This is a genomic window from Acinetobacter sp. YH12108, from assembly GCF_013419055.1.
GTDB lineage: Bacteria > Pseudomonadota > Gammaproteobacteria > Pseudomonadales > Moraxellaceae > Acinetobacter.
Map to the genome: position 1 here is coordinate 154,818 of NZ_VPAW01000002.1, position 25,881 is coordinate 180,698.

Sequence of the window (25,881 nt, forward strand, 5' to 3'; positions counted from 1 at the left end):
TTTGCAGTTCGTCATGATAGGCAAAAAGGATTGAAGCGAAAACAGATTAAATTCCAAAAAATGAGATTATTTAAAAATGGTGGAATTTTAAAAAGGTGCCATGCTACGATAGGCAACATACACCTTTTTGTCCTGCCGCACCAGATCACTACTAAACTGACGTTTACGCTCACTCAGCATCACTTCGATACGTGCTTTAAAGTGATTGGATTGCACCCCAAGCAGGTTATTAAACAGGTTGTGTTTGGCTGCATCCACCTGAGCAAAGGGTTCTAGTGTCCAAAGATCAGCTACATTGGAAAAATATTCCAGATTTGCCTGACGGCGATCCAGCAATTGCTGCACGGCATTCACATCCAGCTTTTCATCCATGCTCGCCAAAAGAAATGCAGATGCGGTATTAATATTGACCGTAGTATCTGCTACAGGCGCAGTACTTAGATAAGGTGCGATTAGTTTGTACTTGTTTTCTTCAAAGCCTCGTACCAGTTTCAGCTCTTCAACGCTATGAAATTTGACATTCGGAGGTAGAGAACCATTCGGCAAGCCCTGATAATAATTGGATTCTGCGCCCATTGGTCCACTTGGCATTTCATCTTCATCCTGCCAGTCGATCACGGCTTCACTCAACTGCTCTGGCAATCCAGCACGTTTTAATATCAGCTCAAACCAGGCTTTAGCATTTTCATTCACCGTACCTTCTGCTGTAATCAGGCTATTTAAATTAAACTTACCCGACTCATCTTGCAGTATTCCCGAAACATAACCATCTTCAACCGGAAAAGCTGGCATCGGCTGCGCCCAGGTTTCATTTAAATGATCAACTTCTGCTGCATTCTCTGCGTCATCGACCAGCAATTCAGAAAAAAACGCTTCAGCACTTTTGGCATACATCAAAGACTGGTTTTGTCGCATTAAATAAGCGGTACTTTCAACAGTTGCAGCCTGACGTTTAGCAATAGTCGCAGCCAAAATAGTTGCAAGCGCCACCATCACTAGAATGGTAATCAGAGCAATCCCCTTCTGCTGTTTGATCATCATTGCTTTGTTCATCTGCATTTTATTATTCTTTGTCAGGTTAACTTTTGGGTTTCAAGCAGGAAATCTGTATTCAATAAACTAAAAATCCACTCATAACTGACCCCATTAACCATTAAGTTGATTTTAATGCCTTTGGGTAGACGCTGTTTTTGCTCAATCCGATTTAAATCAAAAGATGAGTCTGGCCATTGGGTCATTTCATTTGGATTAAGTACTACGATCTGAAACTGCTCAACATCGGACAACAACACACTGGATTCAGGTTGATCACGCCCGGTCTGGTTTAAATTCCGGTATTTCAGGCGATAGAGTTTTTGTTCATCCGCCCGGTACTGATATTCAACCCGTTCATCTGGAGAAATCCCCTCTTCCAGAGGATCGGTGACTCCAGTCTTACTAAAGTTAAAACGTCCGTTTTGCAAAACCAGTGCCGGCTGAATATCACCATTAATATTGGCCGTCAAAGGCACCGCCTGCACCGTATCACGCAAGATCTGCTGATAAGTATCTTGTAACTGACTTAAGCGCTGTTCATGCACCGCATTACGGTCTTTGGTTTGCACAATATAATCAAATACTTTCCAGCCGAGAGCAGATAGTACGGCAAAAATAGCAATAGCAACCAGCAGTTCGACCAGCGTAAATCCCTTTGACTTCATGGCGCTTCATTCATCCGGTGATTAAAGAACATCAAGCTGCTAATTCCATTTTCTGCCTGACCGGTTTCAGTATTAACCAGACTTACCTGTAACTCAATACGCTGCACATTAGGACTTACAGTAGGCTCACTGCGCTTATCGATTTGCCAGGTTTCGCCCTGTTGAGTGAGTTGTTTAGATTCAGTACCAGTGAGCCACTGCTGATTGATTTCCATTAGTGCTGCTTCATTCAAGGCAACGAACTGGGCTTGGGTTCTCAAAATGGCATTCGAAGTCGATTGGGTATATTGCATAGCAACTTTAGTCAGGGTCATGGCTGCTGTAGCAAAGATCGCAAGTGCAACCATTACTTCCAGCAAGGTAAATCCTGAGGCACGCTTAAGTCGAGTAATCCTCGACCTGAGCGGCATTGTCGCGCAAGAAAGTCCCAAAGCTGTGCTTGAGGAGCCGCGATGAATGAAACGCTGTTTCACCGCTGCGCAAGACGAAGAGCTACGCTCAGATTGCGAACGATCAGCATCTGACTTAAACGGCTTGATTACATCAGCACCGGCACTCTGTTTAAAGACCCTAGCTTTCATGAACTTTACCCAAATGATCAATATCAATCGGATTGCCTACTTCACGATCTTCCAGATAGAACTGGATTCTGACCGGTTTAACTTCACCATTGCCTAACCAGATCAGCTTGGGTGCATTGGCTTCAGTAAGATCCCGATTTTGGGCATTATTATAATGTTGCTCTAAAGGCTGAATCCGGAAAGAGACCTGCTCTGGTAAACTACGCAGATTAAACCCCGCATAACTTTGCCATTTCTGCTGATTTAAAGTTGATTCTGCCTGATTAGGTGAACGATATTCCACGATCCCGTAACGAAATGGTGAAACATCAGTGGCAGCCTGAACATCAAGCGCAAGAATACGGGATTGATCATTAGCTTCCCGCAAGATCCGCTGCAAATCCAGTAACAGTACTTCCCGTGCCTGCATTGCCTTGCGCTGATCTACCCCACCAATATTCAATACAACCAGTGACGCCATAATACTCATAATCACAATCACCACCATCACTTCGATTAGAGTGAATCCACGAATGGAGGCGTGATGTGATCTGATCATAGGCAACTCTTAGGCGAACTGCTCGGCAGGATGGACCTGTTTCGGTAAAGCTAAAGCTTGATCAATAAGGGCAACGCGCAAGGTATCGCGTGAACCGAGATAGCGCTGATAAAAACTGGAGTTCAGAATCGCAGCTGCACCATGGGTCATCGACCAAATTGAGGCCAGATAATCACGCACCGACATGCTGCTATTGATTGAAGCCAAATAGCTTTCAGTCATACGGATAATCAAACGTAAGCGCTGTTTGCGCACCTGATAAAGTTCGCTAAACAGGTGCTGAATTCCAACACCTGTTGTAGAAAGACGTTCTTCAATCTGATGAAAAAGGACAGTACGTTCAGGGTGATGCAGATGATGCAACATAAAGAATGCCAGATGTTCAGGAAAAGCCTTATCACTATCCTGGATCATTTCCAGCAACATGCGCTCATTACGGATAATCAGCAATATGTACAATTCATCTTTACTCTGGAAATGCTTATAAAGAGTGCCTTTGGCCAGATCTAGTTCTGCTGCCAGTGCATCCAGGGTCATCCCTGCTTCACCATTTTCTAGCAGTAACTGCTCTGCAACTTGAAAAATCAAGGTTTCTCTTGCTCGAAACTGAGCCTGACGATCCATCTTCACCCTATAACTCTCTTGTACTCTTATCTAACTTTACTTACTTTGAATTCAGAAGATTCTCAAAGTTCTGCTTTGTGATATAAGCCATTTCTTCTAGCGACTTATCATATACATCGCAAAGCGCTTTGGCTACATAAGGAACGTATTTTGGTTCATTAGATTTGCCACGATATGGCATTGGAGCAAGGTAAGGACTATCCGTTTCGATTAAAACCCGATCAAGTGGAACCTGTTTGGCAACGTCACGCAAATCCTGGGCATTTTTAAAAGAAACAATACCGGAGAAAGACACATAGTAACCGCAGTCTAAAACAGCTTTAGCGGTTTCCCAATCTTCGGTAAAACAGTGCAAAATGCCATGGGTAGATTTTTCTGCACGGATAATATCAACCGTGTCATGCTTGGCGGAACGGGTATGCACGACGACAGGTTTTTTCACGATTTGTGAGGCATGGATATGACGGGCAAAACAGTCTTTTTGCTCGGCAATAAAATCGGTGCTGTGATAATAATCGAGCCCCGTTTCACCCAGCGCCCAGACTTTTTCTGGCTGTGCCAGTTCAACCAGATATTCAGTGGTCGCACGCGCCATTGTCGCCGCATCTTCGCAAGGATGTACACCAACGGTATAACCGACATCAGGATGACGGGCCGCGATTTTAGCCAACTCGATATGATCATCCAGATCCACCGAGATACTCATAAACTTGGATACGCCTGCTTCACGGGCCTGAGCGAGCGCCTGATCCAGATCACCGTTATAAGGTGTTAAATCAAGCAGCGTTAAATGGCAATGAGTATCTACAAACACAATGAGTTCCTACCGAAGGTAAATTAACTACATAGTGTAACTTTTACGTCCATCAGATTTAAGACCCGCAACCAGACGATCTGCTTCATTTTTGAAGAAAACGCCTTTTTCACCGGTGAGCTGAATCCCAAAACCTTGTGGCTTGATGCCATTCTGCTTTTGAGATATCCAGATTACTTTTCCGGTTAATGGAATTTTCTGCGTCTGTTCAGGTAAAGTCGTCAAAACAAAAACTTCTTCACCTAATTTTACTGGCTGCTTGGAAGGAATAAAAAGTCCACCACCTACAACATATGGCATATAACTGGCAAATAACGTTTCAATATCCGGAATATTGGCCTGAATAATACCGCCCATACGTGGTTGCATCTTGTTTTCCCCTTAAGCTAAAGATTCATCAGCTTGATACACAATTCATCGAGCACCAAATTACTTTGTACGTTCTGCTCTAGATATTGCTTGGCTCGCTGAAAATCCTCATAAATTTTAAAAAGTGTTTCCAATGAATATTGTTCGGCCAATACATTAAAGTCCAGATCAATGTTTTTTACGGCCTGATTTAGCTTGACACAAATTAAATCGGACAACAAGTATTCAAACATTTGACCAAATTCACCAAAACTCAGGCTTTTATTCCATTTGGTCGCAATTGCCATTGGCATATTTTTTTGAATGACCAGTTTTTTCCAGTCTTCCATGAATTCCTGACGTAATGGCAACCAGGAACTTTGTGCAACCTCAATCGCTTGCAAAGGCATCTGATTGGATAAATTCATTAATAGCTGCTGCTGGCTCGAACCTGCTTCAGGTAACTGCGCCTCTACATATTCACTAAATTGCGCTGATGAAATCCGGTCTAAAGCAAAATGCTGTAAACGGCTGCGAATAGTTGCAGGCAATTTCAGATAATGATCCGCAAGCAGAATAATGACAATATTTTCACCCGGTTCTTCCAGAGTTTTCAGCAAAGCATTAGAAGAAGCAATATTTAATGCTTCAGCGGGTTCAATGACAATGACACGCCAGCCATCGACGGTCTGCTGTACAAAAGGCAGAAGATCACGGATCTTTTCAATTTTAATTTTGGCATTCTGTTTTTTATTGTCTTCATCAGTGCTGATATAGACGTAATTCGGATGGGTATCCGCTTTCAGCCACTGACAACTGCCACACTCACCGCATGGCCCCTTAGGCTGACGGTTCAGGCATAAAACCCAGGCCAGAAACTGCTGGGCAAAGGCTTCTTTACCACAGCCTTTTTTTCCATAGAACAATAAACCATGCCCAAGCTTAGGAAAACGCCCGGTTAGCGTATCCCAAACCTGTTGCTGCCATGGATAAATCTGTGCATTGACATCAAGCGGCATGGAGAATTCTCAAATTAAGCAAAAGAAGATGGATCCATCTGGTTCAAGCGATCTAGATCTTCCTGCGTATCGACACCTGGCGGTAAATTGGCTTCTGCCACAGCAATGGCAATACGGTGACCATTTTCCAGTACACGTAACTGTTCTAAAGATTCCAGTTTTTCCAGCACACCCATTTCCCAGGTTACATATTCCTGTAGCAGTTTCACGCGGTAAGCATATAAACCCAAATGACGATAAGCCTGATCATGCAGTTTCTGTTCAGCTAGCTTGGCACCATCACGGTCATAAGGAATCGTAGCACGACTAAAATACAGTGCCTGATTGTGCTTAGACATCACAACCTTAACGATACTGTCACGCTTGAATTCCTCTAAATGATGAATTGGCTCACACAGAGTCGACATTGAGCAAGCCGGTTGATCTTCTAAGAGTTGCGCGACCTGTTTAACTAACTGAGCTGGCAATAAAGGTTCATCACCCTGTACATTCACAATAATGTCATCACTCGCCCAGCCCTTGATTCGAGCTACCTCGCTTAGACGATCGGTACCTGATGGATGATCTGCTGAAGTCAGGACCACATCAACACCTTCAGCACGGCAAACTTCGGCAATACGTTCATCATCTGTTGCCACACACAGGTCATCAAAGCCCTGTACTTTTTTGGCCTGATCCACGACACGCAGAATCATCGGACGACCATGGATTTCCAGCAAAGGTTTACCCGGCAAACGTGAACTGGAGAAGCGTGCAGGAATAACTATATGTTTCATCGTAAATAAACCTTAGGAAATAGAAATACCCTGTTGCTCTAATTGCTGCTGCAATATTGTATAACAGGCAGGTGACAAGACTGCATCGACCGGCACCACCCAGATATCCCGCTGATAATCTGGATACTGTTTGAGTAATGCCATAATTTTAACTGCATCTTTTTCAGTAGTAATGATCGGACTATTGTCATCGAATTGCAGATCTTCAATTTCATAATCATGATGATCTGGAAATTCATGACACTGAAATTGCTGCAGCCCCAGATGTTCTAGTGTTTGATAAAAACGCTGTGGAAAACCGATGCCGACTACTGCATAGAAAGCCGCAGTTGGATCAAAGCTTTTGATAACATCCTGATTTAATAAATACGGCTGAGAGGCTGCAAGATGCATATGCAAAGGCGAAACTGGATTTGCTGCATGTTCAATCACGGTACCTTTTTCCAACCGGGTAACGGGTTCACGCAGATAACCTTCTGGTAAAAGTTTCTGGTTGCCCAAGCCTCGGTTATTATCCAGCACAATCCATTCAATCTGACGATTTAAAGCCCAGTGCTGCAAACCGTCATCACAAATAATTAAATCCAGTGCATGCTTTTCTAGCAGAAGCTCAATGCTCTTTTGACGATTTGGCCCTACAGCCATCGGCACACCAGTCGCTTGGACAATTAAGGCTGGTTCATCACCTACCACTTCAGGCAAGGTATTTAAATCTACATAAGCAGGAAAAGGACCTTTACCACCATAACCTCGACTGATTACACCAATCCGTAGGCCTTTTTCAGTGAGGTAATCCACCAGATGAATCAGTAAAGGTGTTTTACCACTCCCACCTACGGTAATATTTCCAATCACCATTACTGGAATAGGTGCGGTATAGCTTTTTTTAATCCCTTTACGGTAAAGCCAGTGGTTACTGACAAAACCCAAGCGGTAAAGCCAGGACAAAGGACGCAGCACAACCAGCCACTTTGCCTGTGTATTCCAAGCATCCTGAATGATCTGTGCCAAAGCCATGACTTAATGTTCCTCGAAATTACGTTGGTACAGCTGATAATAAGCACCTTGACGTGCAATCAGCTCAGCATGATTACCCTGCTCTATAATACGACCTTGATCCATCACTACAATGCGGTCGGCATTTTCAATTGTTGATAGACGGTGGGCAATCACAATCGTAGTCCGATCTCGCATCGCCTGATCAAAGGCACGCTGAATAAAGTATTCAGATTCATTATCCAGCGCACTGGTCGCTTCATCCAGAATCAGAATCGGTGCATTTTTCAGAATAGCACGGGCGATCGCAATACGCTGACGCTGACCACCTGACAGATTCAGACCTTGAGCACCCAGTGGCGTATCATAACCTTGTGGCAAGGCCATAATGAAATCATGTGCATAGGCAGCTTTTGCCGCTGCAATGATTTCTTCATCACTCGCATTTTCTAGCTGGCCATAAGCAATATTTTCACGAACAGTACGGTTAAACAGCACTACCTGCTGGTTTACCATCGCGATCTGGGTACGTAAAGCAGTCAACTCATAATCAGTAATCGGTTTTTGATCCAGTAAAATTTGCCCGGATGAAGTTTCCTGATAACGTACCAACAGATTCACCAGCGAGGTTTTACCTGCTCCTGAACGCCCAACCAATGCTACAGTCTCGCCCGCTTTCACTTCTAGGTTAAAGTCATGAATCGCATGGTGACCATCGCCATAAACCAGATTGACATCTTTAAATTGAATGTTGCCTTTTAAGGCATCATTGAGTTTGCCGGTATTATGCTCTTCAGGCATATCTAGCAATTCAAACACAGAATGTGCGGCCGCCATACCACGCTGAATTTTTTCATTCACATCAGTTAATGTCTTGATTGGTCGCGCCAACATGCCAGCAGCTGTAATATAAGCAACAAATTCACCCGCAGTCGTATCTCCCAAAATTTGTGGGCGCAATGCAATATACATCACGATACTGAGTGAAACTGACATGATCAGCTGTACCACTGGACTGTTCAGCTGCTGTACTGCCACCATTTTCAAGCCACGGCGTAGATTTTCCAAAGAATTCTGTTTAAAGCGTTCCTGCTCATAAATCTGACCACCAAAACCTTTGACAATCAGATTGGCATTTACCGTTTCCTGAACCACATGGTTCACATCACCCATAGTGTCCTGAACCTGTTGTGATAGCTTGCGCATCCGTTTTGAAGCTTTACTGATCACAAAACCAATCACGGGTCCAAAGATCAGAATACACATGGTTAAACGCCAGTTGGTATATAAAAGATATCCCAATAAGGCAATTGTGATCAGACCTTGCTGAATGATCGTTCTAAGTGCTTCAGTTGAGGCTGCGGTGAGCTGCTCAACATTATACATAATTTTGGCCGTAATATGACCGCTGGTATTGTCCAGAAAATATTGCGCAGGCAAACGCAATATTTTGGCAAAGACTTCCTGACGAATATTAAATACCAGATTACGGGAGATGACCGCCGTATAATACCCACCGAGGAATAGACCTAAGCCCCGGAAGAACATCAGTACTACCACTAAGAATGGGAAAAGTAAGGTGAAACCCTGGTCTCTGTTTTGTATCGCCTCAATGATATATTCCAGTAATTTGGCTACAGAAACTTCTGTCGCCGCATTTATAGAAAAACCAAGCAGGACAATTAAGGCTGTGCCCCAAAATGGTTTTAAATAGCTTAAAAGGCGAAGATAGACCTTAAAATCGTGCTTCACTAATAACCTCGAGTTGGTACTTTCGTACTGATGTTGACATTGACAAAGCCAAGTTGCCCTGCAACGTCCATGACACGAATAACATCCTGATGTGTCGCTTTTGCATCAGCGGCAATGACAAACATTAAATCACGACGTTCATTCGAAATCTGTTTAATTGCCGTATTTAAATCTGCTGCATCTTTACTGGCAATAGACTGACCATTCACGGCATAGTGGCCATTGGAATCCACAATCACTTCAATTTTCTGATCAAAATTCTTGGGCGGTACACCTTGCGCATCTGGAAGCGTCAGGTTCATTCGGCTCATCTGGTTAAACGTGGTTGAAAGCAGCAGAAAGACCAAAATAAATAGCAGGCAATCAATCATGGGCGTCAGATTGATATGTACATCTTCCACCTGGTTACGTTTAAATTTCATGCCCCTGCTCCTAACTTGCTTTCTTGATGCGTTCTTCTACATCATCTGAAGCATTTAAATAGAACAGGTTGGCATGAAATAACGTTGCTTGCTGTTCAAGTTCCGCCACATATTCCTGAACCAGACGCTGGAAATAACGATGTGCAAATAAAGCAGGAATAGCAATCAGCATACCCGCTGCTGTCGTGATCAGTGCTTTGGAAATACCCGGCATCATTAATACTGGGTCACTATTAGTACCGACATCAATCATTAAGAATGATTCAATAATCCCAATCACTGTACCCAGCAAACCGAGTAGAGGCGCTACTGCACTCAAAGTACCCAGAAAATTAATATTCTTTTCCAGATAGCCAATTTCCTGTGAAGCTACCACTTCCATCTGGGCACGAGCATATTGCTCAGACTGGTGACGCGCTTCAAAACCAGCTGTAAATACACGACCCAAAGTACTGTTTTTCAAAGCTGAACTTTGTTGCAGCTTTTTCATAGCTTGTTCTGCATTTTGTGCAGGACCCATCAGAAGTGAGTTGGGCAGTACCAGACTCTTTTTTAAACGAATGAAGCGCTCGACCGAGATCGCTAGCATAAATATCGAACACAATACCAGCGGCAGCATCAACCAGCCGCCTGCTTTAACCAATTCCCACATCTGATTTATTCCCCAATAAAAACAAATTTTAAATTAATTATTCGTCGCCCAGGATCGAAAGAATCCCGTCCAGCTCTTCTAAAGAATGATAGCTAATGACCAGTTTGCCTTTCCCTTGCTTGTTGTAGTCAATTTTAACATCCGCACTAAAGCGCTCAGACAGACGTTGAGTCAACTGCTGAATGTCCGGCGCAATCGCTGCTTTTGGTTTTTCTGTTTTCGGTGCATTGTAGTCGCGTACCAACTGTTCAGTTTGGCGTACTGACAGGCTCTTTTCAATGACCATCTCAGCAACTTTAAGCTGATCTTTAGCCTTCAAAGTCAGGATGGCACGTGCATGTCCCATATCCAGCAGGCCCTGCTGCATAAAGTCTTTTACTTCTTCAGCCAGAGTTAGCAGACGCAGTAGATTACTTACTGTAGTACGTGCCTTACCGACGGTATCGGCAATTTCCTGATGGCTTAAACCAAACTCGTCATGGAAACGCTGCAAAGCCATCGCCTGATCAATCGGGTTCAGGTCCTGACGCTGAATGTTTTCGATTAAAGCTAATGCAATTGCGACCTGATCATTCAGCTCACGCACAATCGCAGGAACTTCAGTCAGACCTGCTAACTGTGCCGCACGCCAACGACGCTCACCCGCAATAATCTCGTATGGATAGCGTTCATCATCGACCGGACGGATCACGATTGGCTGCATGATGCCATGCTTCTCAATCGATGCGGCCAGTTCCTGCAGATCCTGCTCATTGATATAGCGACGTGGCTGATATTCACCACGTTTCAGCAGATTGACATCAATCTGTTTCAACTGACCATGATCAAGACCTTGTGCTTCGAGTTGTAATTTTTCTTTTTGAATTGATCCCAGCAAGGCATCTAAACCACGACCTTTGGCGAGTCCACGTTTCTTGACGGTCATGCTTTACTTCCTTTTTTCACTTTGCTTTTCTTTAATACTTCAGCTGCCAGATTTAAGTAAGCAACTGCACCCTTTGAACTTTTTTCAAAATAAATAACCGGTAGACCATGTGCCGGCGCTTCAGCTAGACGGATATTACGTGGAATCACGGTTTCATAAAGTTTTTTACCAAAATATTGCTCTAACTCTTCTGAAACATCACGGGTCAAGGCATTTCGAGCATCATACATGGTACGCAATACACCCACGATCTGCAGATCTGGATTAAGTGCTTGCTGAATGCGGTCAATGGTTTGTGTCAGATCAGCCAGGCCTTCGAGAGCATAATATTCGCATTGCATCGGAATAATCACGCCATCCACTGCTGCCAGTGCATTCACGGTAATCAAGCTTAAGCTTGGTGCACAATCAACAATGATATAGTCGAATGAGGATTCAATTTCCTGCAAAGCTTCACGCAAAATAAATTCACGGCCTTTTTGCTCAGCAATCGCCAGCTCCACACCAGCCAGGTCACGGTTTGCCCCTAAAACCTTGTATCCAACTTCAGCCTTGGTGATCGCAGTTTCAATCGGCACTTCACCCAGCAATACATCAGTCACTGAATACAGCAGGTCATTTTTCTGAATCCCCGACCCCATGGTCGCGTTACCTTGAGAATCCATATCCACAAGCAAAACGCGTTTTTTTAGCACAGCGAGAGATGCCGCCAAATTTACTGCGGTTGTGGTTTTACCGACACCACCTTTCTGGTTGGCAATCGCAATAATTTGTGCCATGTTGACCCCGATCCTTCAAAAATTTTAAATACGTTTTAATAGAAGTAAATGACGTTGTTCGTCCAAGCGCGGAACCTTCAGTTCAATAATCTGACAGCTAAATTCATCTTTTAATGCTGCCACTTCCTCTTCAGGAATCAAACCTTTCATGGAAGCAATAATACTCTGCTCATGCATATACGGTTTAGACGCATTCACAAAATCTGTCAATGAAGCAAATGCACGACTGGTAATCACATCAAACTGACCCAGCTCATTGATACTGTCTTCATTTTCCACACGGGTTTGTACTGCAATGACATTTTTTAATTTTAGGTCTGCAATAAACTGCTTGAGGAAACGAATTTTTTTACCATTTGAATCCAGTAGTACGCAATCACGCTCAGGCTGACATAAAGCAATGATCATGCCCGGCATACCACCACCAGTCCCGATGTCGAGCAAACGACCTGCAGGCAAATCCTTTAGAATGCTTAGACTGTCAAGCAGATGCTTAACCAGCATTTCCTTAGGATCACGGATTGCAGTCAAATTGTATGCTTTATTCCACAGTACCAAAGCATCCTGGTACTTGAGTAATAAATTTAAAGCTTCATCCGACAGCTCTAAACCTAAAGCCTGGCTACCCTGCTTTAGTTCTTGAAAAAACGTGTGCATAAACAATCAACGCTCGAAAAAGTTAAGTGGAAGTATACCGTTTTCTCTATATTGGCACAGTAGGGAGTGCTTAGTGAATATTCACTTAAGCAGACTTCCCTTCACGGATCATTGAATCCAGTGCATTCAAACGCTCAGGCGTTCCTACATCTACCCAAATGCCTGTCAATTTAGAGGCAGCAATCTTATTTTCCAGCATTGCTGCTTTTAATAATGGTGCCAAAGGACGCTTTCCAGCCTCTAAGCCTGCAAACATTTTCGGATGAATCACTGATACACCGCTAAAAGTCAGATTTTCACCACTGATCTGCTGATCAAAGGTATAAGCCTTGCCGTCAGCAAGTGTGAAATCACCGTTTGGATGCTGTTCCGGGTTTTGTACCAATACCAGATGCGCCAGATTTTCACCCAGCTCAACATTCAATAAAGGTGCAAAGTCCATAGTCGTCCAGACATCGCCATTGACCAAAATGAAAGGCTCATCACCAAGCAGTGGTAAAGCATTAATAATGCCACCGGCTGTTTCCAGACCTTCACCTTCATGTGACCATAAAATCTTGACACCAAACTGTGAACCATCACCCAACGCCTGAGCCAATTTTTCACCTAACCAAGCCGTATTAATGACAACTTCATTCACGCCCATCGCAGCCAGTTTTTCAATATGCCAGACAATTAGCGGCTTACCACCCACTTCTAGTAAAGGTTTTGGGGTATGCAAAGTTAAAGGACGCATGCGGTTGCCCAAGCCAGCCGCGAGAATCATCGCTTTCATTTAGGCCGCTACCTCGTATGAACCATATTTTGCTTCAAAAGCTGGCATCACTTTTTCATGAATGAACTGCATAAATGGCTGTAATTCAGGATAGTCTTTGGTTTCTTCCAGCAGATACCACATCACACGTGGCAGGTCTTTTAGATAGCCAGATTTCCCATCTCGCTCAAACAAGCGGACAAAAATACCTAAAATCTTGATATGGCGCTGAATGGCCATCATATCCGCATCTTTTTTGAACTGTTCGAAATCACGGTCCTGTTTTGCCGCTGCTGGTAACAGGTCATAGAACACTTTAAACCAGCGATACACCCGATCTGCATTCCACTGCACATAGGCATCACGGGTAATCGAAATCAGGTCATAGGTATCAGCACCGATTACTGCATCCTGAAAATCAATCACACCCAGTTCGGTTTCATTTTCGATTTTCATCAGGTTACGGCTATGGAAATCACGATGCACAATGACTTGTGGTTGTGCCAAAGCAGCATTCGCCAGTATCGCAAATGTGCGCTTGATCAGAGCGGACTCTGATTCTGTTGGCTGAATTTTTAGAGCAGGCAGCATCCAGTCAGTCAGCAGCTCCATTTCAGAAATAAGCTTCTCATAAGAATAAGCAGGAAACTGACCTTCTCCAGGAATGGACTGCAGCTGAATCAGCTGTTTAAAACTTTGCTCATAATAGGCATCAACCGTCTGATCATTTAGCAGATTTGATAACAGCACATCACCAAAATCTTCGAGCAGCAAAAAGCCATTTTCCAGGTCTTTGGCCACAATGTGTGGAACACGTACGCCATGGGCATCAAAAAATTCATCAATCGTCACAAAAGGCACACAATCTTCTTTTTCTGGTGGTGCATCCATGAGCATAAATGTTTTATTATTCAGTTTGATTCGTGCATAACGACGAAAACTTGCATCGCCTGCTAAAAAATGTGTTTCAAATTGATCTGAACCGAGTACAGAAGCAATCCAAGATTGTATCAATTGTTCGCGTTGAGTATTCATTTGCAATAAATTCTAGTACAGGCTGAGTTTTTAAAGTGCTAAGTGTAGCTACTTATCAACTTTTTCTCTATGATGCGACAATAATTAATTGCGATAAAAGCATGATTGGTTAATGAGACAAATGAAGCATCACTTTAAAATAAACCCTCTAGCGACTGCGATCTTAACCCTTTTATGTAGTAGCTCGGTCTCAAGCTATGCTGCATCAAATGACTCATCCAATGTAAATGCGGAACAACTCAAACAGCGCATTAATGAGACCTATCCCGGTGAAGCATTCTTCTCACAATATTATGTGGATAAATCTTCACCAGAAGCACAGCAGCGTCAAGGTAAATATCTCAGTTCAGCCTATTGTGAAGGTGCCTGGGTCACTCCTATTGCACCTGATGCACCGACGATTGACCCTGAACAGGCAACTTCAACCATTACTGCAGACTATGGTCATTATAATCCGGCCGGTGATTCCTACTTAGAAGGCAATGTGGTCATTGATCAGGAAGGTCGCCAGATTCGTGCGGAACGCGTGACGATTGATCAGACTCAAACTTATGCTAAGGCAGAAGGTCAAGTCCAATTGGCTCAAGGTGGCTTGATTTCGCAAAGCGATGATATCAATTACAACCTGAAAACCCAGCAAGGTGACTTAAACAACAGTTTCTTCATTGCCGAAGAACAGCATGCGCATGGTCGTGCTGAAAAGATTGCCAAAACCTCTGACGATACGCTTGAACTGGAAAATGCCACCTATTCCACCTGTCCACCTGAACAGAAACCGACCTGGAAAATTCAGGCAGATCAAATCAAGCTGAATCAGGAAACCGGTCGCGGTGAAACCCGTAATACCAAGCTCTATGTGAAAGATGTTCCGGTACTCGCTGTTCCTTATTTTAACTTCCCAATCGATGATCGCCGTACCACTGGGATTCTGACGCCAACTTTCGGATTTACCAATGATGGCGGCCTGGAATTAGGTGTGCCGGTTTATCTCAATTTGGCACCACAATATGATGCGACCATTACGCCACGTTATATTAGTGACCGTGGTGCGATGCTGGATGGCGAGTTTCGTTATCTAACAGAAAACTATGGTGAAGGCCGGATTTGGGGTGGCTACCTGCCATCTGATGAAAGTTATAGCAATAAAGACCGTAAAGACCTGCACTTCCTGCATAACTGGCAAATCAACGATCAGTTCTTAACAAATCTTGAATATAATTACGCATCAGACAAGGACTTTTTTGCCGATCTGGATAATAACCCAGATTCAAAAACAGACCTGAACTTGCGCCGTGCTTGGGAAGTTAATTATAAAAATGGTATCCCCGGCTTAAAAGCTCAATTTAAAGTTGAAGATTTCCAGACGCTTGATCCTGCCGTTCTGGATGAAGACCGCCCTTATGCGCGTTTGCCGCAGCTTTTGGTGAATTATAAGACCGGTAACCCACTGGGTTTACAATACGAATTTAATAACGATACAGCTTATTTCCAGAAAGACATCAGAAATATCGAAAATATTGATACCGGTGATGAAGCCATCTATCAACCAAGTGGTACACGCATCTATAATGATTTCTCGGTACGCTATAATCACTTTACCCCTTGGTCATTCTTCATTCCTCAGGCAACATTACGCAATATCAATACTTTCTATGATCAAGATACTATTGATCGTATTAATAATAATCAAACCAGCTCATCAAGTGAAAATCATTCTATCGTAGTGCCACAATTTACGCTGGACACCGGTTTAATTTTTGAAAAAGATGGTCGCTATTTACAGACCTTGACGCCTCGCCTGTTTTACGCTTATTCACCGTATGAAAATCAGCGCAATCAGCCAAACTTTGACTCTGTCGTAGCCTCAATTAATTATGACCAATTATTTAGTGCACGCCGCTTCTATGGTAATGACCGCTTAGAAGACAATAACTTCGCTTCTTTAGGTCTTAGTTACAGTTTATTTAATGAAGAAGGTTTAGAGCGATTACGCGCCAGTGTGGGACAAAGTTTCTTCTTTGAAGATCGCCGTGTCACATTAGATCGTGAAGCAGATAAATTTGACCGTGAAAGCCATACTGGTCCAGTTATTCAGCTTAGAAGTCAGTTAAACAAAAACGTGCATGTCAACCTGAATTCTAGCTGGATGTCGAATGGCTCCAATGCCCAGCGTGATGTACAGGTTTATTATACGGGCGATCAGGGCAATCTGTATAACGTAGGCTATTTCTATCGTAAAGATATTCCAAACCGCCAGGAAAGTTATGATCAGGTGGTTGGCTCATTTATCCAGCCAATTGCCAATAACTGGCGTCTGGTCGGCCATGCGCAATTTGACCTGGATAATAGTGTCGCACGTGAATATTTACTTGGCGTAAACTATGAGTCATGCTGTTGGGGAGTATCTGTTTATGGCCGCTCATACTACAATGACCTAGACGATATCAATGACCCAGATGTGAAAGCGAAACGTGCAGTAATGGCTGAAGTAACGCTTAAAGGTCTTGGCGGGTTGAGCAACAAGCTAACCTCATTACTAGAAAATCGTATTCTAGGTTTTAACAATATCAATCAAACTTGGACAGAACGTTAATGAAGACAAAACAGTTAAAACAAATTTTTAAAGCGACCGCACTTGCGCTATGTCTTTCTTCAGCGATGACGACTTTTGCTGTTGCCCAACCTAAAGATGAAGTTGTAGCTGTTGTCGACAATAGCGCTATTCTGCGTAGTGATCTGGCACAAAGCGTTGCTGAAATTTCTCACCAATTGCAAAAGCAAAACAAGCCTGTTCCCCCGCAACCTTATCTTGAACAACAAGCACTTGAACAGTTAATTGTACGTCAGGCTCAACTGGAACAGGTCAAACGCTACAATATCCGCCCAGATGAAAAATCTTTAAATGAAGCAGTGCTTAAAGTAGCACGTGATTCAGGCTCCCCTAGCTTAGAAGCTTTTCAGCAAAAACTGGATGCTATCGCGCCGAATACTTATGCCTCTTTACGTAACCGTATTGCTGAAGATCTGGCACTTAGCCGTTTACGCCAGCAAGCCGTAAATTCACGTATTCAAATCAGTGATCAGGATGTGAAAAACTTCCTGAATACACCGCAAGGTCAAGCTTTGTTAGGCAGCCAGGTACATGTTCTGCATTTACGTATAACCGGAGAAAATGCACAACAGGTTGCAGCACAAGTAAGAAATGATTTAAGCAGCAGCAATGATATTCAGGCGATCAGCAAAAAATATTCAACTGGCGATATTAAAGTAGATGCGTCTGATATGGGTGTTCGGAACCTGTCAGAAATTCCTGGAGAACTCGCTGCACGTGTTTCTACTTTGCAAGCGGGTCAAACATCTGAACTGATTCCTGCTGCAGATGGCGTGCATGTCCTGAAACTTCTAGAGCGTAAAGGTGGTGAGCAAAAAGCACTGGTTCCTCAGTACCAGACCCGTCATATTCTGATTCAAACATCAGAAGTGGTTAGCCCAGAAAATGCCAAACAGATGATTGATAGCTTGTATACGCGTCTTAAGCAAGGTGAAGATTTTGCAGTATTGGCATCTACTTTCTCTAATGACACAGGTTCAGCACGTGATGGCGGAAGTTTGGGCTGGGTCAGCCCAGGTGTCATGGTACCTGAATTTGAACAGCGTATGAAAAGTACGCCAGTAGGTCAAATTAGTGAACCGTTCCAGTCACAATTTGGCTGGCATATCCTGCAAGTGACCGATACACGTCAACAGGATATGACTCAGGAATATCAGGAACGTATGGCACGCCAGATCCTGGGTGAACGCCAGTTTGATGCTGAGCTAGATAGCTGGTTACGTGAAACCCGTAGCAATGCCTATGTAGAAATCAAAGATCCTCAGCTAGATCCTAAACGCGCTCGTTAATTTAAGAAAAGAAAGCCAGCATAATGCTGGCTTTTTTAATGGCTCAATTTTTTAAGCAATAAAAAAGCCTCTTATTAAGAGGCTTTTTTATTTCAGATCCGATTAACGATTGTTTTCGTCGTCAGAAGAATCTTCAAATTTTGAATCGTTGTCAAAACCAGCGCCTTGACCACCAAAACCAGCACCTTGACCACCAAAACCAGCACCTTGACCACCGAAGCCACCTTGACCGCCGAAGCCACCTTGACTACCGAAGCCGCCTTGACCGCCGAAGCCAGCGCCTTGACCGCCGAAGCCAGCGCCTTGACCGCCGAAGCCACCTTGACCGCCGAAGCCACCAGCAGCGCCTTGACCACCGAAGCCACCTGCGCCGCCTTGACCACCGAAGCCAGCACCTTGTGGACCAGCAGGAGCACCAGCTGGACGAGGGTTACGTGCAGGTACAACTGTAGAAATCGCGTGTTTGTAAACCATTTGGCTTACTGTATTTTTTAATAATACAACGTATTGGTCAAAAGACTCGATGTGACCTTGTAATTTGATACCGTTTACCAGGAAGATAGAAACTGGAATACGTTCCTTACGGAGAGAATTCAAGAATGGATCTTGTAAAGTTTGACCTTTAGACATGTTATAACTCCAAAAATTTAAAAATCAGCGCAAAAAACTATCTCTATTTTTCAATTAAAAATTATAAAAAAGATAGTACTCAAATTTTGCTTTATCCGTGACAGTTTCGCAAGTCTTCTTGGGCCTGCTCGAGCGTAAAATATGTTGTAAATTTATGCTTTTCTTGCAAAGATCTCAACCAGGTATATTGACGTTTGGCAAGTTGTCGTGTCGCAAATAAAGCCTTATCCTCCATTTCCCGTTGTTTTTCATGACTTAGGTCACCTTTTTTTAAGAATTCTATGGCTTGGCGGTAACCTACTGAACGCATTGAGGGTAAATTTTCGTCAAAATCGTATTTTCCCATTAATCCTTTAACTTCATTTAAAAATCCGTTTTTCCACATAATTTCAAGACGTTTTTCAATACGTTTGTGCAATTCTAACCGATCGGGCATTAAGGCATAATTATGGAAACTGTAACGATATGGTAAATTTTTTGGTTGTTCTGCTTGTAGTTTTGTAATCGGCTCACCTGTTAGCTTAAAAACCTCTAATGCACGGATAATTCTCTGTTTATCACTGACTTTAAATTTCTGACCTGCTAAGGGATCTACCTGACATAATTCAGCATACACCGCTTCCCACCCTTCACGAGCGGCTTTCTCTTCGATCTGGGCACGTACTGCGTAATCTGCACTTGGCAAATTGTCAGATAAGCCTTCAAGTAAGGCCTTAAAATACAGCATGGTGCCACCCACCAAAATTGGTGTTTTACCACGCGCATGAATATCATCAATCAGACGGCAAGCATCTTCGACAAAGTTTGCTGCAGAATAGACTTCGAGCGGGCTAATAATATCAATCAGATGATGCGGATAGCGCCCTAATTCCTCTTTAGATGGCTTCGCTGTACCAATGTCCATTTCCCGATAAACTAGCGCAGAATCGACAGAAATCAGCTCAAAATGACCTTGCTCGTATAGTTCACATGCCAAAGCAGTTTTACCGCTTGCAGTTGGTCCCATTAAATTGATGACCGGCAGTTGATTGGACATGTAAGGCTACTCTCCTCGAGCGAAAAGTTTATCAAGTTGAGACAATGGAAATGCTCGCCAGGTTGGACGACCATGATTACATTGGCTCGCAAATTCAGTTTGTTCCATCTGGCGCAGCAAAGCGTTCATTTCTGACAGACTCAACATTCGATGTGCACGTACTGCACCATGACAGGCCATACCTGCAAGAATCTGGTCACGTTTCTGCATTAAACCCTGTCCCTGATCATTAGGATCCAGATCATTCAATAATTCAGGGATCAAGGCATCAAAATCAGCCTTATGTAAAATAGCCGGTACGCCCCGTACAATGACCTGTTCATCACCATACTGGTCAATTTCCAGGCCTAAACGAGCGAGTTGATCTTTGAGTTCGTCAACACGCATGGCTTGCATACGACTAATGCTCACCACTTTAGGAATCAGCAATTGCTGGGATATCCAGAATTCCGGTTTATCCCAAGCCATTTTCATCTGTTGCAGCAGAATACGCTCATGCGCCGCATGCATATCTACGATGATTAGGCCTTCCGTATTTTGCGCCAGAATATAAATACCATGCAGTTGAGCGATCGCAATCCCCAAAGGATGCTCATCTACTTTACTTTGTAAATGTGACTGAAATGTATCCGATGCTGAAGTATTGGTTTCCTGTTCAGTTTCTCTTAAAGGCGCGAGATAACTTTTCAAGGCATTATTCAGCTGCTGTGAACCCGAATATGATTTGCTGTAATCCTGCGCATAATACACAGTTTGTGGACCAGATGACTCAAAATCCGTTAACACATCAGAAGTTTCTTCTTCACGCTGATGATACGGAGATGTGGCTGGAATAACCGGTTGAGTGGTTACAGCCTGATGCAGGCTAAACTGCTCCTGATAGCGTGGCTGAGGTGTAATCGCAACAGCTTCAGACTCAGGTTTCATCGCCTCAGCCAGATCAGCACTCGCAGTCTGAAATTGCGCCAGAGTTTCCTTGGCATAGTGACGTACAAATTCATGTACTTCACGCTGGTTCAGGAAACGAATTTCGTGTTTGGTCGGATGTACATTAACATCGATGCTTTCTGGATCGATTTCCAGAAATAGTAAATAAGCGGCATGCTGATGGCCATGCAGAATACCATCATAAGCCATACGCAAAGCGTGCGAAATGGTCTTGTCTTTAACGATCCGGCCATTCACATAGACATATTGCAGATCGGCTTGAGCCCGTGCATCCGAAGGATGTCCGAGCCAGCCTGATAAACGCATATTGATACTGTCTGCATCAATCCAGTAAGCATTTTCAGTAAACTGACGGCCAAGTAATTGTTGCACACGTTGAAAACGCAAAGCACCACTATCGGCAACCGGCAAATTCAGCTTGATGGTTTGGTTATGTTCCAATACAAAGCGAATATCGAAATGCGTTAAAGCCATACGGCGAACAATTTCTTCGATATGTCCAAATTCAGTGCCTGGCTTTTTCAGAAATTTGCGCCGCGCCGGAACATTGAAGAATAAATCCTGCACCCGGATCTGGGTTCCTTTAGATGCCGCGACCGGTTGAATATCCTGATGATCAAAAGCCGTGCCGTTCACTTCGACCTGATAGCCAATGCCATCTTCATTCCGGCTACTGGTTAAAGTCAGACGAGACACTGCGGCAATCGAGGCCAGCGCTTCACCACGAAAGCCCAAGCTGGTAATCGCATGCAGCTCTTCAGCCGTTTGAATCTTACTGGTCGCATGACGCATCACGGCCAGTGGCAAATCCTCATGATGAATGCCTCGGCCATTGTCAATGATTTCAATCAGCGTACTGCCGCCCTGTTCCACCCGGATGATCAGCTCGGTCGCACCTGCATCAATCGAGTTTTCCAGCAACTCCTTGACCACAGATGCAGGACGTTCAATCACCTCACCTGCGGCAATCTGGTTCGCCAGCGCAGGATCAAGTGCACGGATACGGCGTATGCTTAAATCATCAACCATTTGGGAATTCACGCTCCAAAGCTTGCTGTAATGCCAGATTAGAAGAAATCAGACTTGCAGTACGGGTCAGCTCATCTTCTGATTTTAAAATTTCAATAATTAAATCGGCTTGTGGGATTTCATCGCCACCCTTAGAAGGCCATTCAAATAAAAATAGCGCATTGGGAGTTTCTAAATAATCCCGAATTCCCATCAATTCAAGTTCATAAGGGTCATTGAGACGATATAAATCAAAATGAAAGATATCCTGACCATTCACCTGATACGGCTCCACCAGCGTATAAGTCGGACTTTTTACTGAGCCTTTATGACCGAGTTGTTGTAAGTAATAACGCGTCAGCGTGGTTTTCCCCGCACCCAAGTCACCAATCAGATATATAACGCCCGAAGAAAAATTATTTGCCAGAACTTTGGCCAGATTTTGGGTGTCATCTTCATGTTTTAAAGTGACATTAAATGAATAAGGCATATTACTCACGACATGATGAAAAAGAATAATTATGATAGCATCGCAACGCTTTAAAAGCCTATTCACCTCTGTGAGAAACTGTATTTTTTCACAGCATCCGTTCCAGACCAGAGATAGATCCACGTTGTGATGACTTCGACTGTTGAATTTAGCCCACCCATGCTGAATGGGGTTACGGCAAGTAAAGTATTCCTGCAAGCGACAGCTGATTCACCCAAGACAGTCTATTCCTATCTCTGTGCACAATTTCCACATATTGAGTCGAGCGAATGGCAATCCCGTTTCGATAATGGTCTGGTTTATGATGCTCAGGGCAACACCTTAAGCATCGAAAGTTCTTTTCAAGCAAATACTCATTGTTTTTATTATCGTTTTTTGGCACACGAAGTGCATGTTCCTTTTCAGCATCAGATTCTATTTGAAAATGAGCATCTGCTGGTCGTAGATAAACCGCATTTTCTGACCATGAGTCCTACTGGACAATATGTACAGGAAACCTTGCTGGTACGCCTAAAACAGCAAACTGGAAATGAACATCTTACTCCGATTCATCGATTGGATCGTGAAACGGCAGGTGTGGTGCTGATTTCAAAATGTGTGCAATCGCGTGGCGTTTATCAGCAAATGTTTGCGACTCGGCAGGTACAGAAAACCTATCATGCGATTGCGGCTTATCGTGATGATTTAAGTTTTCCGCTCATCACAAAGTTGAAAATGGAGAAAGGCCAGCCCTTTTATACCATGCAGGTGGTAGAAGGAGAACCTAATAGCGAAACCGAAATTCAATTGCTGCAACATGATCAGCAATGGGGCAAATATGAGCTAAAACCACATACAGGAAAGCAGCATCAGTTAAGGGTACACTTAAGTCATTTGGGGATTCCGATCCAGAATGATCCTTTTTATCCGCAGGTTTCCCATAAGGCGGATGATGATTTTTCTGCACCGTTACAGCTACTGGCCAAACACATTCAGTTTACGGATCCAGTTACCCAAAAGCAGATGCAATTTAGCTCTAAACTTGAATTGACACTGTAAATCTCTTGTCATTACAGATTATTTTCTAAAAACGGCAACTTGAGGATTGAAATCCCGAAGTTATCGATTAGAATAAGGCGAAAAGTTAAGTAATTTAAAGCTTTGAAAATATTATGAGAAAAACTGAAGTTTATCAAATTCGCCTGGATTCCCAAGAAAAGAAACAGGCATTTGCAGTATTTAAACAATTGGGGATTACGCCGGCTCAGGCAGTTCGTCTTTTTTTTAAACAGGTGGTTCTGACCAAATCAATCCCCTTCTCGATTGAAAATCAGAATATTAATCTGGAACAGCTGATCAAGTTACGCAAGCAGAAACAGAATGAAATTAAGGCAGAACAAAGCTCAAGTCCAAGTGCTACAGCGATTCCAGCAGATCATCAGGAAATGAATCTGGATGATGATCATTTTGATTTATTTGAAGAACTGAATGCCATTTTAGGTGAAAGCGACAAAATTTAACATTGTTGCATTTACGAACAATTCTTAAGTTTCTCTCCTTTCAAACTTCGCTATGCTTGATGTTAATGATAAATAATAAAATTAACATGGAGTAAGCCGATGATCGTGCGACGCGCCCAGTCAGAAGATCTACCTAACCTGGCCGTTTTATTTGATGAGTACCGTCAATTTTATGGTACTTCTTCCAATCTGGATTTATCTTACGAGTTTCTGAAACAGCGTTTTGAAGATGGTCAAACTGTCATTTTTATCAACACTAAGGATGATATTTTTACCGGATTTATTCTGCTGTATTTAAGATTTTCCTCAGTCGCATGTTCTACCTATTATGTGCTGGACGATGTCTATATTAGCCCGCCTTATCGCCGGCATGGTGCAGCCAAGCAACTGATTGATACTGCTATTTTATTTGCCCGACATGAAAATGCGCTTCGAATCAGCCTGGAAACGCAAAAAACCAATTATCAGTCACATAAACTTTATGAGTCACTTGGATTTATTCAGGACAATGAATTCGTGACATTCCATTGTTTCCTGAAATAAATACTAGACTTTATCCGGTACGGAATTTTGCCTGTGCCACTTGTTCTGCGTCCAGATAGGTCCATTCCCCTATTGCCAGCTCATTCAAGGCCAACGCACCAATCTGGGCACGATGCAGCTGTTCCACTTTATTGCCAACAGCTGCCAGCATACGTTTCACCTGATGATAAACCCCTTGATGAATGGTCATTTGCAGACGATTGTCATCCAGACGAACAATATCTGTAGCAGCAAAGGTGCCTTTTTCATTTCTCAATTCCACACCCTGTTCAAGCTGTTGAATCTGCTCATCTGTTACGGGATCGGCAGTAGTCATCTGATAGACTTTCGCTACATGTTTCTTAGGATGGGTCAACGCTTGTAAAAACTGACCATCATCCGTCAGCAATAACAGTCCGGTGGTGTCCTGATCGAGACGACCTACACATTGGATTCCACGGTTTAACAAGGTATCATCAAACAGATCAAATACACTGAAATGATGGGTAGCCTGATGTGAGCATTCATAATCTTGAGGCTTATTGAGCGCGATATATACTTTTTCCCGATAGCGATACTCATGACCATAGACGCTAAAAGTCAGATCTTGCAGATTCAGCTTATGCTTGGGGTTATCGATGAGTTCGCCCTGAATCGAAACAGCACCATTTTTAATCAGTTGCTGACAATGTTTTCGTGAACCGAAACCTTGTGATTGCAACATTTTTTCCAATAGCATCTGTCTGAACCTGTTTATCGAAAGATAGGCGCATTCTATACTGAAAACTAACCAGATTCATTTCTTGTAGAGCATTCTCCCTTTAAATGGCTAAAAAGCCTATAATCCTGTGACTTTTCATTTTTTTATCTCCTCATGTCCCAACTTGATCTGAATCTGCTTGTTCTTCTGGTTCTACTGGCTTGCGGTATTTTTAGTCATAATACTGCTGTGACCATTGCTGCGGCCGTGTTGATCGTATTAAAAATCACGCCTCTCAATGAACTCTTACCTTATGTACAGCAACATGGCCTAAATATCGGGATTATTATTTTAACCATTGGCGTATTGACTCCGATTGCTAGCGGGAAAATTCCTGGTGACAGTATTCTTAAATCATTTCTGAGCTGGAAATCTTTACTGGCAATTGCAATCGGTCTATTCGTTGCCTGGCTTGGTGGACGTGGGGTGAAACTGATGTCGAGTCAGCCTGATGTCGTTGCAGGTCTATTAATTGGTACAGTCGCAGGTGTCGCGGTACTTCGTGGTGTTCCTGTCGGGCCATTAATTGCGGCCGGGATTTTATCGTTATTGATTGGAACGCAATAAGCCTTTAACCATGATTGTGCAATATTCTTAAAAATTAACATTCTAAAATTATGAACTGCAAAGTATTAAATCACATGATCAGCGACATGGATGTCGCTCGTTGGATTGAGGTACAGGATGTACCTTCAATCCAACAAAAGATTTTTGTT

29 protein-coding genes are annotated in these 25,881 nt (G+C 43.2%); 6 read left to right on the top strand and 23 right to left on the bottom strand.

The genetic code is table 11. From position 1 onward, the window contains the following. Positions 1-87 precede the first annotated feature (87 nt). From gspK to FTU46_RS02320, 18 genes are all read right to left on the bottom strand, one after another. Positions 88-1,059: a type II secretion system minor pseudopilin GspK gene (gene gspK, locus FTU46_RS02235; protein ID WP_180104252.1), complete on the bottom strand. Its 972-nt coding sequence runs from the start codon at positions 1,057-1,059 to the stop codon at positions 88-90. A 14-nt stretch (positions 1,060-1,073) separates the two neighbouring features. Then, positions 1,074-1,700 (bottom strand): type II secretion system minor pseudopilin GspJ, encoded by a 627-nt coding sequence (gspJ, locus tag FTU46_RS02240; RefSeq protein WP_180104253.1) that lies wholly within the window; start codon positions 1,698-1,700, stop codon positions 1,074-1,076. Beyond that, positions 1,697-2,281 (bottom strand): type II secretion system minor pseudopilin GspI, encoded by a 585-nt coding sequence (gene gspI, locus FTU46_RS02245; RefSeq protein ID WP_257224587.1) that lies wholly within the window; start codon positions 2,279-2,281, stop codon positions 1,697-1,699. The genes gspJ and gspI overlap by 4 nt, the downstream gene beginning before the upstream one ends. After that, positions 2,271-2,819 carry a Tfp pilus assembly protein FimT/FimU gene (locus FTU46_RS02250; RefSeq protein WP_180104254.1) on the bottom strand — a complete coding sequence of 183 codons (549 nt, stop codon included), beginning with the start codon at positions 2,817-2,819 and terminating at the stop codon, positions 2,271-2,273. The genes gspI and FTU46_RS02250 overlap by 11 nt, the downstream gene beginning before the upstream one ends. A 9-nt stretch (positions 2,820-2,828) precedes the next feature. After that, complete coding sequence (locus FTU46_RS02255; RefSeq protein ID WP_125279027.1) at positions 2,829-3,443, bottom strand: TetR/AcrR family transcriptional regulator; 615 nt, start codon at positions 3,441-3,443, stop codon at positions 2,829-2,831. Positions 3,444-3,483: 40 nt separating this feature from the next. Then, positions 3,484-4,257, bottom strand: a complete 774-nt coding sequence (locus FTU46_RS02260; protein ID WP_004783999.1) for a TatD family hydrolase — start codon at positions 4,255-4,257, stop codon at positions 3,484-3,486. 27 nt (positions 4,258-4,284) lie between these two features. Then, the gene (locus tag FTU46_RS02265; RefSeq protein ID WP_005236142.1) at positions 4,285-4,626 is read right to left on the bottom strand and encodes a PilZ domain-containing protein; all 342 of its coding nucleotides are present in this window, start codon (positions 4,624-4,626) and stop codon (positions 4,285-4,287) included. A gap of 17 nt (positions 4,627-4,643) precedes the next feature. Next, complete coding sequence (locus tag FTU46_RS02270) at positions 4,644-5,624, bottom strand: DNA polymerase III subunit delta' C-terminal domain-containing protein (RefSeq protein WP_180002197.1); 981 nt, start codon at positions 5,622-5,624, stop codon at positions 4,644-4,646. Between the two features lie 14 nt (positions 5,625-5,638). Further along, complete coding sequence (gene kdsB, locus FTU46_RS02275) at positions 5,639-6,400, bottom strand: 3-deoxy-manno-octulosonate cytidylyltransferase (protein ID WP_104425952.1); 762 nt, start codon at positions 6,398-6,400, stop codon at positions 5,639-5,641. 12 nt (positions 6,401-6,412) lie between these two features. Then, positions 6,413-7,417: a tetraacyldisaccharide 4'-kinase gene (lpxK, locus tag FTU46_RS02280; protein ID WP_125279030.1), complete on the bottom strand. Its 1,005-nt coding sequence runs from the start codon at positions 7,415-7,417 to the stop codon at positions 6,413-6,415. A gap of 3 nt (positions 7,418-7,420) precedes the next feature. Continuing rightward, entirely contained in the window at positions 7,421-9,148 is a 1,728-nt protein-coding gene (gene msbA, locus FTU46_RS02285; protein ID WP_180104255.1) for a lipid A export permease/ATP-binding protein MsbA, read from the bottom strand. Continuing rightward, positions 9,148-9,570 (bottom strand): biopolymer transporter ExbD, encoded by a 423-nt coding sequence (locus FTU46_RS02290; RefSeq protein ID WP_159124000.1) that lies wholly within the window; start codon positions 9,568-9,570, stop codon positions 9,148-9,150. The genes msbA and FTU46_RS02290 overlap by 1 nt, the downstream gene beginning before the upstream one ends. Before the next feature lie 10 nt (positions 9,571-9,580). Further along, the gene (locus FTU46_RS02295) at positions 9,581-10,222 is read right to left on the bottom strand and encodes a MotA/TolQ/ExbB proton channel family protein (protein ID WP_180104256.1); all 642 of its coding nucleotides are present in this window, start codon (positions 10,220-10,222) and stop codon (positions 9,581-9,583) included. Between the two features lie 37 nt (positions 10,223-10,259). Next, positions 10,260-11,147 (bottom strand): ParB/RepB/Spo0J family partition protein, encoded by an 888-nt coding sequence (locus tag FTU46_RS02300; RefSeq protein WP_004784018.1) that lies wholly within the window; start codon positions 11,145-11,147, stop codon positions 10,260-10,262. After that, a complete protein-coding gene (locus tag FTU46_RS02305; protein WP_004784019.1) occupies positions 11,144-11,926 on the bottom strand; it encodes a ParA family protein in 783 nt (260 codons plus the stop codon). Before FTU46_RS02305 ends, FTU46_RS02300 begins: the two co-directional genes overlap by 4 nt. Before the next feature lie 24 nt (positions 11,927-11,950). Beyond that, a complete protein-coding gene (gene rsmG, locus FTU46_RS02310) occupies positions 11,951-12,583 on the bottom strand; it encodes a 16S rRNA (guanine(527)-N(7))-methyltransferase RsmG (RefSeq protein WP_166139427.1) in 633 nt (210 codons plus the stop codon). An 85-nt stretch (positions 12,584-12,668) separates the two neighbouring features. Continuing rightward, positions 12,669-13,358 carry an N-acetylmuramate alpha-1-phosphate uridylyltransferase MurU gene (murU, locus tag FTU46_RS02315; protein ID WP_180068812.1) on the bottom strand — a complete coding sequence of 230 codons (690 nt, stop codon included), beginning with the start codon at positions 13,356-13,358 and terminating at the stop codon, positions 12,669-12,671. Then, on the bottom strand, positions 13,359-14,372 hold the full coding sequence (locus FTU46_RS02320; RefSeq protein WP_159124004.1) for an aminoglycoside phosphotransferase family protein: 1,014 nt from the start codon (positions 14,370-14,372) through the stop codon (positions 13,359-13,361). A 121-nt stretch (positions 14,373-14,493) separates the two neighbouring features. Here FTU46_RS02320 and lptC point away from each other — a divergent pair, with 121 nt between their 5' ends. Continuing rightward, on the top strand, positions 14,494-16,965 hold the full coding sequence (gene lptC, locus FTU46_RS02325) for an LPS export ABC transporter periplasmic protein LptC (RefSeq protein ID WP_166139457.1): 2,472 nt from the start codon (positions 14,494-14,496) through the stop codon (positions 16,963-16,965). After that, the gene (locus tag FTU46_RS02330) at positions 16,965-18,272 is read left to right on the top strand and encodes a peptidylprolyl isomerase (RefSeq protein WP_004784026.1); all 1,308 of its coding nucleotides are present in this window, start codon (positions 16,965-16,967) and stop codon (positions 18,270-18,272) included. The genes lptC and FTU46_RS02330 overlap by 1 nt, the downstream gene beginning before the upstream one ends. A 102-nt stretch (positions 18,273-18,374) precedes the next feature. Here the strand turns inward: FTU46_RS02330 and hfq are convergent, their stop codons facing one another. From hfq to tsaE, 4 genes are all read right to left on the bottom strand, one after another. Then, positions 18,375-18,902, bottom strand: a complete 528-nt coding sequence (gene hfq / locus FTU46_RS02335; RefSeq protein WP_180104257.1) for an RNA chaperone Hfq — start codon at positions 18,900-18,902, stop codon at positions 18,375-18,377. Between the two features lie 91 nt (positions 18,903-18,993). Continuing rightward, positions 18,994-19,938: a tRNA (adenosine(37)-N6)-dimethylallyltransferase MiaA gene (gene miaA / locus FTU46_RS02340; protein ID WP_180017625.1), complete on the bottom strand. Its 945-nt coding sequence runs from the start codon at positions 19,936-19,938 to the stop codon at positions 18,994-18,996. Between the two features lie 6 nt (positions 19,939-19,944). Next, positions 19,945-21,915, bottom strand: coding sequence for a DNA mismatch repair endonuclease MutL (gene mutL, locus FTU46_RS02345; protein ID WP_180104258.1), 1,971 nt, complete (start codon positions 21,913-21,915; stop codon positions 19,945-19,947). Beyond that, positions 21,908-22,384, bottom strand: a complete 477-nt coding sequence (gene tsaE, locus FTU46_RS02350; protein WP_034590094.1) for a tRNA (adenosine(37)-N6)-threonylcarbamoyltransferase complex ATPase subunit type 1 TsaE — start codon at positions 22,382-22,384, stop codon at positions 21,908-21,910. Before tsaE ends, mutL begins: the two co-directional genes overlap by 8 nt. A 129-nt stretch (positions 22,385-22,513) precedes the next feature. On the opposite strand from tsaE, the gene FTU46_RS02355 reads away from it, so the two are divergent. From FTU46_RS02355 to FTU46_RS02365, 3 genes are all read left to right on the top strand, one after another. Further along, entirely contained in the window at positions 22,514-23,422 is a 909-nt protein-coding gene (locus tag FTU46_RS02355; protein WP_180104259.1) for an RluA family pseudouridine synthase, read from the top strand. Between the two features lie 113 nt (positions 23,423-23,535). Then, positions 23,536-23,883, top strand: a complete 348-nt coding sequence (locus FTU46_RS02360) for a type II toxin-antitoxin system RelB/DinJ family antitoxin (RefSeq protein WP_159124009.1) — start codon at positions 23,536-23,538, stop codon at positions 23,881-23,883. 99 nt (positions 23,884-23,982) lie between these two features. After that, positions 23,983-24,426 carry a GNAT family N-acetyltransferase gene (locus tag FTU46_RS02365; RefSeq protein WP_004784033.1) on the top strand — a complete coding sequence of 148 codons (444 nt, stop codon included), beginning with the start codon at positions 23,983-23,985 and terminating at the stop codon, positions 24,424-24,426. Positions 24,427-24,436: 10 nt separating this feature from the next. Here the strand turns inward: FTU46_RS02365 and FTU46_RS02370 are convergent, their stop codons facing one another. Then, positions 24,437-25,144, bottom strand: coding sequence for a pseudouridine synthase (locus tag FTU46_RS02370; RefSeq protein ID WP_166139411.1), 708 nt, complete (start codon positions 25,142-25,144; stop codon positions 24,437-24,439). Between the two features lie 135 nt (positions 25,145-25,279). Here FTU46_RS02370 and FTU46_RS02375 point away from each other — a divergent pair, with 135 nt between their 5' ends. Then, positions 25,280-25,732 carry a DUF441 domain-containing protein gene (locus FTU46_RS02375; protein ID WP_159124011.1) on the top strand — a complete coding sequence of 151 codons (453 nt, stop codon included), beginning with the start codon at positions 25,280-25,282 and terminating at the stop codon, positions 25,730-25,732. Positions 25,733-25,881 lie beyond the last annotated feature (149 nt).